The sequence below is a fragment of the Kitasatospora sp. NPDC002040 genome (assembly GCF_040296785.1).
Lineage (GTDB): Bacteria > Actinomycetota > Actinomycetes > Streptomycetales > Streptomycetaceae > Kitasatospora.
In genome coordinates, this window is sequence record NZ_JBEOXV010000018.1 from 22,149 (window position 1) to 33,902 (window position 11,754).

The window sequence follows — 11,754 nt, forward strand, 5'->3', positions numbered from 1 at the left end:
CACGTCAGACCGCCCACCAGATGGTGCTGTCCGTCGGAAGAACCGCTTCACCGTCCACCGCGACGGCCTCGGTGGAGGACAGCAGGATACGGCCCGGGGCCGCGATCCGGACCGGCTCCGCGCCGAGGTTCACCGTGCAGACGAAGGAGCCGCGCCGGAAGGCCAGCACGTCGGCGGGGCTGTCCAGCCACTCCACCCCGGTGCCGGCGCCGAGGGCGGCGTGCTCCCGACGGATGGTCAGGGCGCTGCGGTAGAGCTCCAGGGTGGAGGTCGGGTCGCCGGTCTGGGCCTCGACGCTGAGCCCGGCCCACTCGGCGGGCTGGGGCAGCCAGCTGGGGCCGCCGGGCACCGGCCCGAAGCCGTACGGGGCCTCGGTGCCGGACCACGGGATCGGGACCCGGCAGCCGTCCCGGAAGCCGTCCTGGCCGGCCTGGCGGAAGAAGGACGGGTCCTGGCGGACCTCGTCGGGCAGGTCGGTGACGTCGGGGAGGCCGAGCTCCTCGCCCTGGTAGACGTAGGCCGAGCCGGGCAGGGCGAGCATCAGCAGGGAGGCGGCGCGGGCGCGGCGCAGGCCGAGCTCGCGGTCGCCGGGGGTGCGGATCTGGGTGCCCAGGCCGGGCGGGTTGGCGAACCGGGTGGCGTGCCGGGTGACGTCGTGGTTGGAGAGCACCCAGGTGGCCGGGGCGTCCACCGGCCGCATCGCGTCCAGCGAGGTGTCGATCACCTCGCGCAGCTCGGCGGCGTCCCAGGAAGTGCCCAGGTACTGGAAGTTGAAGGCCTGGTGCAGCTCGTCCGGGCGGACGTAGTTGGCGGTGCGCTGCACGGTCGGGGTCCAGGCCTCGGCGACGCCGATCCGCTGGCCCGGGTACTCGTCCAGGATCTTGCGCCACTCGCGGTAGATCGCGTGCACGCCGTCCTGGTCGAAGAACGGCATCACGTCGTTGCCGAGCAGCTTGAGCTGGTCGGAGCCGCCGAGGTCGGGCAGGCCGGGGGCCTTGACCATGCCGTGCGCGACATCGATCCGGAAGCCGTCCACGCCCATGTCGAGCCAGAACCGCAGGATCGAGCGGAACTCGTCCGCGACCGCCCGGTTCTCCCAGTTGAAGTCGGGCTGCTCGGGGGCGAACAGGTGCAGGTACCAGTCCCCGGCCGTGCCATCCGGGTCGGTGGTCCGGGTCCAGGCCGGTCCGCCGAAGATGGACTCCCAGTCGTTCGGCGGCAGTTCGCCCTTCTCGCCCTTGCCCGGCTTGAAGTGGTAGCGCTCGCGCAGCGGCGAGGACGGGCCCTCGCGCAGCGCCCGCTGGAACCACTCGTGCTGGTCCGAGGAGTGGTTCGGCACCAGGTCCACGATGATCCGCAGGCCCAGCCCGTGCGCGTCCCGGATCAGGCCGTCGGCATCGAGCAGGTTGCCGAACATCGGGTCCACCGCCCGGTAGTCCGCCACGTCGTACCCGGCGTCCGCCTGCGGCGAGGCGTAGAACGGCGACAGCCAGACCGCGTCCACCCCCAGCGCCTTCAGGTACGGCAGCCGGCTCCGCACGCCCGGCAGGTCACCCATGCCGTCCCCGTTCGAGTCGGCGAAGCTGCGCGGGTACACCTGGTAGATGACCGCGTCCCGCCACCAGCCTCTGGAGGCAGCACCGTTCGCAGCGATGGGCTCGGCGGCGGGCCGGGAGGTGTCGGCCAGGTTCTGGGTCATGGACAGTCATCCCTTGGGGACTAGGTGTCGTACCGGAGCGCCCGTGGTGCGGGCAGCCCGGGACGCGGCAACAGGCGGGGGCTGGAGCTGAGTTGACGGTACGTCAGACCGTCAGGACTTGGCCGCACCGGCGGTCAGTCCGGTCACGAGGTGACGCTGTACCAGGTAGAAGACCAGAGCTGCGGGCAGTGCGATCAGCACCGAGGTGGCCGCCATCAGGTTCCACTGGCTCTCGTACTGGCTGACGAAGGTCTGCAGGCCGACCGCCAGGGTGTACTTGCTGGAGCTGAGCAGGAAGGTGGAGGCGAAGGCCACCTCGGCCCAGGCGGTGAGGAAGGAGTAGAAGGCCGCGACGGCCAGGCCGGGCCTGGCCAGCGGGATGATCAGGCGCCAGAAGGTGCCGAACGGGCTGAGCCCGTCCACCCGGCCGGCCTCGTCGATCTCCACCGGGATGGTGTCGAAGTAGCCCTTGAGCAGCCAGGCGCAGTACGGCACGGTGGTGGCCGAGTAGACCATGATCAGACCGGTGTAGCCGTCCAGCAGCTTGAGCGAGGAGAGGATCGTGTACATCGGCACGATCAGCACCGCGATCGGGAACATCTGGGTGACCAGCAGGGTCCACATCAGCTGGCGGTGCCCGGCGAAGCGCATCCGGGAGACCGCGTAGCCGGTGGTGGCGGCGACCAGGACGCCGAAGACGGTGGTGCCGCCGGCCACGATCACCGAGTTGAGGAACCAACTGGCGAAGTCGGTCTCGAACAGCACCTTGGAGTAGTTCGAGAAGGTCGCCTTGTCGAAGATCTGCCCGGGGTGCAGGTAGTCCATCTTGTCCGGGCCGAGCGAGATGAAGGCGATGTACAGCACCGGGAAGAGCGCGACCAGGCTGGCGACCACCAGGGCGCCGTGCGAGAGCGCGCGGACCAGCGGGCTGCTCTCGCCGCGGCGGCGGACCTTGACCGGGCGGGGTGCGGCGGCAGCAGCGACGGGGACGGTCTCTTCGATGGTGGCGGTCATCGGGAAGCCTCTTCGTTCCGGGCCAGCCAGCGACGGTAGAAGCTGGTGAAGACGATCAGGATGGAGAGCAGCAGCACACCGTAGGTGGCCGACTGGGCGTAGTCGCGCGGCTGTTGGCCGAAGCCCAGCCGGTAGGCCCAGGTGACCAGGATCTGCGCGTCGGGTGCGCCGTTGCCGAACAGCAGGAAGATGACGGCGAACTGGTTGAAGGTCCAGATCACGCCGAGCAGCACCACGGTGGAGGAGACGGTGCGCAGGCCCGGCAGGGTGATGTGGCGGAACCGCTGCCAGGCGGTGGCACCGTCCATCTCGGCCGCCTCGTACAGCTCGCCCGGGATCGACTGCAGCCCGCCGAGCAGCGAGACCATCATGAACGGCACGCCGACCCAGGTGTTGACGATGATCGCCGCGCTCTTCTGCGCCAACGGGTCGGAGAGCCAGGCGGGTTCGGGCAGTCCGAGCGAGCCGAGCACCCCGTTGATCACGCCGCCGTCGGCCAGCATCAGCCGCCAGGAGAAGATGGTGACGAAGGTCGGCACCGCCCAGGGCAGGATCAGCAGCAGCCGGTAGAAGCTGCGGCCGCGCAGGTGCTGGTTCATCAGCAGGGCCAGCGCCAGACCGGTCGCGTAGGTGACGGTGACGCAGATGACCGTCCACGCGATGGTCCAGACGAAGTGCGACCAGAACCGGTCGTAGGAGCCCGGACCCCAGAGGATGTCGGCGTAGTTGTCCAGACCGATGAACTGGAAGGTGGCCGGGATCTCCTTGACGCCGATGGTGCGGGCCGAGTTGAGGCTGTTGGCATCGGTCAGGGTCAGGTAGAAACCGTTGACCAGCGGGTAGCCGACCAGCACCCCCAGCACGACCACGACCGGCGCGACCATCGCGTAGGCGTACCAGTACTTGCTGTACGAGAGCTTGACGCGCGCCACCAGTCCAGGACGCGGTTCCTGGCTGCCCTTGGTGGGAGCGCCTTGCACGGCGACTGCCATGAGTTGACACCTTTTCGGGGAGGTCCGCCGCGGCTCGCAACGGTGACTGCGGTGGTTCGGGACGACCGGAGAGCCGCCCGGGCCGCCTCCGTCAGGTGGGCGGCCCGGGCGGACGGATTACTTGCCGAAGCCGGGGAGCAGCTTCAGGTAGTCCACGGCGGTGGCGTCCAGGCCGGCCTGGGTGCTGCTCTGGCCCTGGACGATCTTGCCGAGGTTGGTCCCGATCGAGCCGAACAGCGAGCTGTACTCCGGCAGTTCGGGGCGCGGCTGGGCGGCGGTCAGGATCGCCTGGTAGCCGGCGATGCCCGGGTTGGCCTTGACCTCGGCGGTGTACGCGTCGGTGCGGGTCGGCAGGGTGGAGTTCTTCAGCGCGAGGAAGGTCTGGCTCTCGGCGGAGGTGAGGAACCCGGCCAGCTTCTCGGCGGCGGCCTTGTGGGCCTTGTCCGCACCGGCGTAGACCGAGACGTTGTGGCCGCCGGTGGGGGCGCCGGCCTTGCCGGTGGAGCCGGCCGGGACGGGGGCGATGCCGAGGTTGTTCTTGTCGGCGAACGCGGAGCCCTTGTAGATGTTGGTGATCTCCCACGGGCCCTGGATGATCGCCGCGACCTTGCCGGTGTTGAAGGCGTCCATCATGTGCGCGTAGCTGTCGGTGGTCACGTCGGCCTTGGCGGTGCCCGGCGCGGTGAACATCGACTTGTAGGTCTCGACGGCCTTGGCGGCCTCGGGCGAGGCGATGGTGATCTTCTTGCCCTTGGCGTCCACCATGTTGGTGCCCTCGCCGTACAGGAACGGCATGGCGTAGTAGCCGTCGGCGGCGCGCATGAAGAAGCCGTCCACCCCGGCCTTCTCCTTGATCTGGGCGGCGGCGGTCTTCAGCTCGTCCCAGCTGGCGGGGGCCTTGGTGATGCCCGCCTTGGTGAACAGCTCCTTGTTGTAGAGCAGGCCCAGCGTGTCGGTGACGATCGGGGCGCCGTAGACCTTGCCCTCGTAGGTCGCCTGCTCGATCAGGCTGGGCTGGAAGGCCGCCTTGTCGGTCAGCGCCGGGGTGCCGTCCAGCGGCTCCAGGTAGCCGGCCTTGGCGAACGCGGAGGTCCAGCCCACCTCGGAGCGGAACGCGTCCGGAGCGCCGGTGGCGCCCATCGCGGTCTGCAGCTTGTTCTGCGCCTGGTCGAACGGGACGTTCTCGAACTTGACCTTGATGTTCGGGTTGGCGGCCTCGAACTTCTTGACCAAGGCCTCGTAGTTGGGCGCCTCGTTGGTGGCGTTCGAGGTGTCCCAGTAGGTGATGGTGACGGGGCCGTCTGCAGCCTTGTCATCGGATCCGGAGCCGCTGCTGCCACAGGCTGCCATGGTGACCGCGAGGGCCGCAACGAGGGCAGAGGCCGCGATGCCACGCCGCATGAGAACTCCTAGGGAAAAGGTGGGGGGTGCCCGAGGTGGAGGGAGGACCGCGCATAATGGCTGTCCCGTGCCGACTGCGCCTTGCGGCCGCCGGGCTTGGGGAGGAACGTAACAGCGATGCAAGCGCCCTCGAAAGGTCTTGCAGCAAGTTTCAGCAAGAATCGGGGATCGTTACGTCCGCGTGTCCTGGACGTTGCCGCAAGGTAGTCGGCCGACAAGGCTCCGGCGCGGGACCTTCGGCCTCTTTTTAACGGATGGCCATCCTTTTATATTGAGAGCGCAGCCGTCAGCGCCCCAGGAGGAACCTGTGCTCTCCCCGCAGTCGACCGAGACCGTCCGCGCCACCCTGCCCGCCGTCGGCGGGGCCATCGGGGAGATCACCCCGCTGTTCTACGCCAAGCTCTTCGCCGCCCACCCCGAGCTGGAGCGCGACCTGTTCAACCGGGGCAACCAGGCCGCCGGCGACCAGCCGCAGGCGCTGGCCGGGTCGATCGCCGCGTACGCCACCATGCTGGTCGAGCACCCGGACGTCCGCCCCGGCGCGATGCTGGCCCGGATCGCGAACAAGCACGCCTCGCTCGGCGTCACCGAGGCCCAGTACCAGGTGGTGCACACCCACCTGTTCGCAGCGATCGTCGAGGTGCTCGGCGCCGCGGTCACCCCGGAGGTGGCCTCCGCCTGGGACGAGCTCTACTGGCTGATGGCCAATGAACTCATCGCGCTGGAAGCCAAGTTGTACCAGGAGGCCGGGCTGGAGCCGGGCGACGTCTGGGCGTCGATGACCGTCACCGGGCGGCAGCAGCAGTCCCCGGACGCGGTCTCCTTCACCCTGCGCCGCACCGACGGCGCGCCGGTGGGGTCCTTCCGCCCGGGCCAGTACGTCAGCGTCGCCGTCCACCTCCCCGACGGGGCCCGGCAGATCCGGCAGTACAGCCTCTCCGCCGCCCCCGGCCGGGACGAGTGGCGGATCACCGTGAAGCGCGACGGCGAGGTCTCCTCCTGGCTGCACGCCGAGCTGGCCGAGGGCGGCACCGTCCAGGTCTCGCACCCGTTCGGCGACCTCACCCTGGACGAGGCCGCGGGCCCGCTGCTGCTCGCCTCGGCCGGGATCGGCTGCACGCCGATGATCGGCATGCTGGACCACCTGGTGCGGACCGGCTCGGACCGCCGGGTGCTGGCCGTGCACGGGGACCGCTCGGCCGCCGACCACGCCCACGGCGAGGAGCTGGCCGCGCTCACCGGGCAGCTCCCGGGGGCCACCCTGCACCGCTGGTACGAGGACGGCGAGGGCCTGGTCGACCTCACCGGCCTGGAGCTGCCGGCGGACGTCCGGGCCTACCTCTGCGGCCCGCTCCCCTTCATGCGCGCCGCCCGGGCCCAGCTGCTCGACCGCGGCGTCCCCGCCACCGCCATCCACTACGAGGTCTTCGGCCCTGACCTCTGGCTGGCCGGCCGCTGAACGCCGCCGCCCGGCCGTGGACTCCACGGCCGGGCGGGAACGGACGGTACGGGAACGGACAGTGCGTCAGGCGCGGCCCGCCGCCTTCTGGGTGCGCCGCGACAGCGAGTCGATCACGACCGCGGCCAGCAGGACCGCGCCGGTCACCATGAACTGGATCGCGTTGCTCAGGCCCTGGATGTTCATCCCGGACTGGATCGAGGCGATCACCAGCGCACCGAGCAGGGCCGACCAGGTCTTGCCGCGCCCGCCGAAGAGGCTGGTGCCGCCGATGACGGCGGCCGCGATCGAGTTCATCAGCAGGTTGCCGCCGCCCGAGGTCTGACTGGCCGACTGGATCTGGGCGGCCAGGAAGAGGCCGCCGACGGCCGCCATGGTCGAGGCGATCATGAAGACCGAGATCCGGATCCAGGAGATGTTGATACCGGCCCGGCGGGCGCCCTCGATGTTGCCGCCCAGCGCGAAGATCTGCCGTCCGTAGGTGGTGCGCTGGAGCACGAAGTCCAGCACCACCAGGAAGATCAGGAAGATCAGGAAGGCCAGCGGCAGGCCCTTGTACTGGTTCAGCGTGTACGCCGCGAGGAAGGCGATCACCGCCAGCACCGCGGTGCGCAGCGCGATGTCGCTCGGCGGCCGGGACGGCACCCCCGCCCGCCGCCGCCGGTTCGCCTCCAGCAGCGCCGCGCCCAGGAAGAACAGCACGCAGACCGCGGCCAGGCCGTACGCGGCGATGGTCTGGCCGTAGATGGTGCTGTAGAGCCGGGAGACGATGTCGTCGCCGGAGAGGTTGACCGTGCCGCTGAGGCCGAGGATCTGCAGCATCAGGCCGTTCCAGGCCAGGTTGCCGGCCAGCGTCACCACGAACGCCGGGACGCCGATCTTGGCGAAGAAGAAGCCGTGCACCAGGCCCACCAGCGCGCCGCCGGCCAGCGCGGCCAGCAGCGCGACCCACTGGTTCACGCCGTGGGTGACGTTCATGACCGCGAAGATCGCCGCGCAGAGTCCGCTGACCGAGCCGACCGACAGGTCGATCTCGCCCAGCAGCAGCACGAAGACCACGCCGATGGCGATCATCCCGGTGCCGACGATCTGCTGCGAGAGGTTGGAGAGGTTCTGCGCGGACAGGAAGCTGCTGTTCAGGCTGCCGAACACGGCCCAGATGACGATCAGGGCGAGCACCACGGGCAGTGAGCCCAGCTCGCCGCTGCCGAGCCTGCGCCGGAACTCCCGGACGTAGCCCCTGATGCCCTCCTGACGGACGATCAGCCTCGGGTCCACGGCGGGGATGACCTGGGCCGCCACCGGCACCGGGGCGTTGACGCCCCCGGTCGGCATGCTGTCCTCGGGGAGCGGGCGGCGCCCGTGCGGCTCGTCCGGGCCCGGCGTGCTGTCGTTGTCGCTCATTCCGTGCCCTCCGGGCCACGGGCCTTGCGGCGGGTCACGGCATTGTCCGTGGCGCCGGTGATGGCCGAGATGATCTCTTCCTGCGAGGTGCTCCTGCGGTCGAAGAAGCCGTTGTTGCGGCCCAGCCGGAGCACCGCGATCCGGTCCGCCACGGCCATCACGTCGGCCATGTTGTGACTGATCAGGATCACCCCCAGGCCCTGGTCGCGGAGCCGCTCGACCAGGTCGAGCACCTGGGCGGTCTGCTCCACGCCCAGGGCGGCGGTGGGCTCGTCCAGGATCACCACCTTGGGCGACCCGATCAGCGAACGGGCGATGGCGACGGTCTGCCGCTGGCCGCCGGAGAGCGAGGCGATCGGGATCCGCACGCTCGGGATCCGGATCGAGAGGGTGTCGAGCAGGGCCCGCGACCGCTTCTCCATCTCCACCTCGTCCAGCACCCCGAAGCGGGTCAGCTCCCGGCCGAGGAAGAGGTTGCCGACCACGTCGAGGTTGTCGCACAGCGCCAGGTCCTGGTAGACCGTCGCGATGCCCAACTGCTGGGCCTCCTGCGGGCGGTGGATCGCCACCGGCCGGCCCTGCCACTCGACCACGCCCTCGTCCGGCTGGTTGACCCCGGCGATCGACTTCACCAGGGTCGACTTCCCGGCGCCGTTGTCCCCGACCAGGGCGACCACCTCGCCCGGATGCACCTCCAGCTCGATGTCGGTGAGCGCCTGGACGGCACCGAACCGCTTGGAGATCCCACGCAACGCCAGTACGGGTTCACCCGTCATGGAACACCGACTCCCTCGCCCGCTCGCTCCGATGCCCCGCTGCTACTTCAGCCCGACCGCGTCGCAGGCGGCGGCGTACGTGGGGGTGCAGATCTGCGCCACGGTGTACAGGCCGTCGGCGACCACGGTGGTCTTGATGTTGTCCTTGGTCAGCACCACCGGGGTGATCAGGTTGGACGGCACGTTCTGGCCGCTGCCGCTGGTGGCGGTGGTCGGGGTGACCTTGGAGTCGGGCGTCTTGCCCTGGGCGAAGGCGACCGCCATGGTGGCGGCGGCGTCGGTCTCCGGCTTGTACGGCTTGTAGATCGACATGGTCTGGGTGCCCGCCAGGATCCGCTGCACGGCGTCCAGCTGGGCGTCCTGCCCGGTCAGCGGCACGCTCAGGCCGGCCGCCTTGAGTGCGGTGGCGATGCCGGCCGCCATGCCGTCGTTGGCGGAGTAGACCCCGACCACGCTCGGCCCGCCGATCGCGGTGATCGCGGCGGCGGCCTCCTGGTTGGCGTTGTTCGGGTCCCAGTTCGGCGTGTCGTACTCCTTGCCGATGGTCAGCTTCCCGTCGATGGCGCTGTGCGCGCCCGCCTTGAACTGGCCCGCGTTCGGGTCGGTCGGCGAGCCGTTGATCATGATGATCTTGCCACTGCCGGCCTTGTCGCCGACGGCCTTCACCAGCGCCTCGCCCTGCAGCTGCCCGACCTTGGTGTTGTCGAAGGACACGTACGCGTCCACCGGCCCCTGGGCCAGCCGGTCGTAGGCGACCACCTTCACACCGGCGTCGTGCGCCTTCTGCACCGAGGACTGGATCGACTTGGAGTCCACCGCGTCCAGGATCAGGACGGTGTCGCCCTTGGTGAGCGCGGTGTCCACCTGGGTCTGCTGGGTGGTCGCGTTCTCGTTCGCGTTGTAGTAGTCGATCTGCGCGCCCGGGGCCAGCTCCTTGATCTTCGCCTCGATCAGCGGCCGGTCGAACTGCTCGTACCGGGTGGTCTTGGTCTCGGGCAGCAGCAGGCCGATCTTGAGCACCCCGGCCGCGCTGCCGGAGGCCGCGCTGCCCGAGGCACTCGACCCGGTGGACTGTTTGGCGCTGCCGCACGAGGCCAGGGCCAACCCGACGGACAGCGCGGCGGTCGCGACGACGACGCGACGGAGACGGATGTTCAACTGACTACCTCTCGGACAGGAACGGCCCCCGTGTCCGAGTCTGGAAACAACTACGCCCCTCCGCGATCCGACCGCCGCCGAACGTGGTCGGCCCCGATGCTGATCCGGCAGGTCCCGGGTGCGCTGAACGGGTGCAGCAGGACCGTCTCCTGATCCCCCGCCAGCGCCTCCAGCAGGCCCTGGTGGACGGCGCAGATCACCTCGGGATGGCGCTCGGCACTGGGCCGGAAGGGGCAGTGCCGCAGCAGGACCTCGCCGGCCGCCCCGGCCTCGGGCTCGAAGCCCCAGCGCTCGGCGGCGGCCAGCACCCGGTCCAGCAGCGGGCCCGCCACGGGGGGCAGCTCGGCACCCCAGGCCCGGCCGGCCTGGTCCGGGCCGAGCCGGCCGTAGCCGAGCGCCAGCACCTCGACCAACTCCCGGTAGGCGTCCAGCTGTTCACGGGCCGGCGCGGCGGCGTAGCGCAGCCGGGGCCGGCCCCGGCCGGTGGCCGGCTGCCGGGAGACCGTGACCAGGCCGGCCTCCACCAGGGCGGTCAGGTGGTGCCGGATCGTGGTCGGGTGCAGGCCGAGCGCCTCGGCCAATCGCTGGGCCTCCAGCGGCTCGGCGGCCGAGCTGAGCTCGGCCAGCAGCGCCCGGCGGGCCGGGACGGCGAGCGCGCGGTGCACTCCCGCCGCTCCCGCCTCCCCTGTGCCACCGCCTGTGCCACCGCCGTCCATGCGGTCAATATACGGCGATAACGGGACCAGCCGACGCTACCGCTCAGGCCGTCCCCAGCCGGAGCACGGTCGAGGAGCGGAACTCCTCGCCCGGCCGCAGCACCGTGGTCGGGTACTCCGGCCGGTGCGGCGAGTCCGGGTGGTGCTGCGTCTCCAGCGCGATCCCGGCGTACTTCCCGTACGGGACCCCGCTCGGGCCGCGCACCGCGCCGTGGAAGCCGTTGGCCGTGTAGACCTGCAGCCCGGGCTCGGTGGTGAGCAGCTCCAGGGTGCGGCCGCTGCCCGGGTCCTCCAGGAAGGCGGCCCGGGTCGGCGTGCCGTCGGTGCTGCGCTCGCGCAGCACCCAGTTGTGGTCGTAGCCGCCGGCCGCGACCAGCTGCGGGTGGTCGTCCCCGATCGCCTTGCCGACCGGCCGGGCGGTGCTGAAGTCGAACGGCGTGCCCGCCACCGCCTCGTACGGGCCGAGCGGGATCTGCCGCTCGTCGACCGGGGTGTACTGGTCGGCGTCCACCGTGAGCAGGTGGCCGAGCACGTCGCCGCTGCCCTCGCCGGCCAGGTTGAAGTAGGCGTGGTTGGTCAGGTTGACCACCGTGGGGCTGCTGGTGACGGCCCGGTAGGCGATGGTCAGGGTGGCGCCGTCCAGCAGGTAGTCGACGCTGACGTCGAGCGCACCGGGGAAGCCCTGGTCGCCGTGCGGGCTGTGCAGCTCCAGCCGGACGCCGCCCGGGACCTCGGTGGCGGCCCAGATCCGGTGCGCGAAGCCGTCCGGGCCGCCGTGCAGGGTGACACCGTTGCCGGTCGGGGCGAGCGGGTGGTCCTCGCCGTCGATGGTGATCCGGCTGCCGGCGATCCGGTTGGCGTACCGCCCGACGGTGGCGCCGTAGTGCCGGGCCGGGCCCAGAATGCCCGTCAGGTCCTCGGTGCCGAGCAGGATCTGGGCCGGCCGGCCCGCGCGGTCCGGGGCGGTCAGCCCGTGCAGGGTGGCGCCCAGCGTCAGCACGGTGGCCTCGACCAGGTCGCTGCGCAGCGTCCAGCGCTCGATCGCCGCACCGGCACCGGACGGGTCGAAGGGCTGCCGCCGTACCTCGGTCTGCTGCGCCGCCATGGACCGCTCCTCCTGGGTCGAGATCTGCCG

The 11,754-nt window shown here is 70.8% G+C and carries 10 protein-coding genes; 1 reads left to right on the forward strand and 9 read right to left on the reverse strand.

The annotated features are described in order from the left end of the window. Positions 1-4: 4 nt before the first annotated feature. From ABT118_RS27920 to ABT118_RS27935, 4 genes are all read right to left on the reverse strand, one after another. Positions 5-1,699, reverse strand: a complete 1,695-nt coding sequence (locus ABT118_RS27920) for a glycoside hydrolase family 13 protein (protein WP_350674843.1) — start codon at positions 1,697-1,699, stop codon at positions 5-7. 111 nt (positions 1,700-1,810) lie between these two features. Further along, complete coding sequence (locus ABT118_RS27925) at positions 1,811-2,713, reverse strand: sugar ABC transporter permease (RefSeq protein WP_350674845.1); 903 nt, start codon at positions 2,711-2,713, stop codon at positions 1,811-1,813. After that, positions 2,710-3,705 carry a carbohydrate ABC transporter permease gene (locus tag ABT118_RS27930; RefSeq protein ID WP_350674846.1) on the reverse strand — a complete coding sequence of 332 codons (996 nt, stop codon included), beginning with the start codon at positions 3,703-3,705 and terminating at the stop codon, positions 2,710-2,712. The genes ABT118_RS27925 and ABT118_RS27930 overlap by 4 nt, the downstream gene beginning before the upstream one ends. Positions 3,706-3,822: 117 nt before the next feature. Beyond that, positions 3,823-5,106 carry an extracellular solute-binding protein gene (locus ABT118_RS27935; RefSeq protein ID WP_350674848.1) on the reverse strand — a complete coding sequence of 428 codons (1,284 nt, stop codon included), beginning with the start codon at positions 5,104-5,106 and terminating at the stop codon, positions 3,823-3,825. A 307-nt stretch (positions 5,107-5,413) separates the two neighbouring features. Here ABT118_RS27935 and ABT118_RS27940 point away from each other — a divergent pair, with 307 nt between their 5' ends. Then, entirely contained in the window at positions 5,414-6,565 is a 1,152-nt protein-coding gene (locus ABT118_RS27940; protein ID WP_350674849.1) for a globin domain-containing protein, read from the forward strand. A 66-nt stretch (positions 6,566-6,631) separates the two neighbouring features. Here ABT118_RS27940 and ABT118_RS27945 read toward each other — a convergent pair whose 3' ends face one another. The 5 genes from ABT118_RS27945 to ABT118_RS27965 all read right to left on the reverse strand — a co-directional run bounded on the left by ABT118_RS27945 (position 6,632) and on the right by ABT118_RS27965 (position 11,724). Beyond that, the gene (locus ABT118_RS27945) at positions 6,632-7,969 is read right to left on the reverse strand and encodes a sugar ABC transporter permease (RefSeq protein WP_502884700.1); all 1,338 of its coding nucleotides are present in this window, start codon (positions 7,967-7,969) and stop codon (positions 6,632-6,634) included. Then, complete coding sequence (locus ABT118_RS27950; RefSeq protein ID WP_350674851.1) at positions 7,966-8,745, reverse strand: ATP-binding cassette domain-containing protein; 780 nt, start codon at positions 8,743-8,745, stop codon at positions 7,966-7,968. The genes ABT118_RS27945 and ABT118_RS27950 overlap by 4 nt, the downstream gene beginning before the upstream one ends. 42 nt (positions 8,746-8,787) lie before the next feature. Next, positions 8,788-9,903, reverse strand: a complete 1,116-nt coding sequence (locus tag ABT118_RS27955) for a sugar ABC transporter substrate-binding protein (protein WP_350674852.1) — start codon at positions 9,901-9,903, stop codon at positions 8,788-8,790. Between the two features lie 50 nt (positions 9,904-9,953). Next, the gene (locus ABT118_RS27960; RefSeq protein WP_350674853.1) at positions 9,954-10,568 is read right to left on the reverse strand and encodes a helix-turn-helix transcriptional regulator; all 615 of its coding nucleotides are present in this window, start codon (positions 10,566-10,568) and stop codon (positions 9,954-9,956) included. Positions 10,569-10,662: 94 nt separating this feature from the next. Beyond that, entirely contained in the window at positions 10,663-11,724 is a 1,062-nt protein-coding gene (locus tag ABT118_RS27965; RefSeq protein ID WP_350674855.1) for an aldose epimerase family protein, read from the reverse strand. Positions 11,725-11,754: the final 30 nt, after the last annotated feature.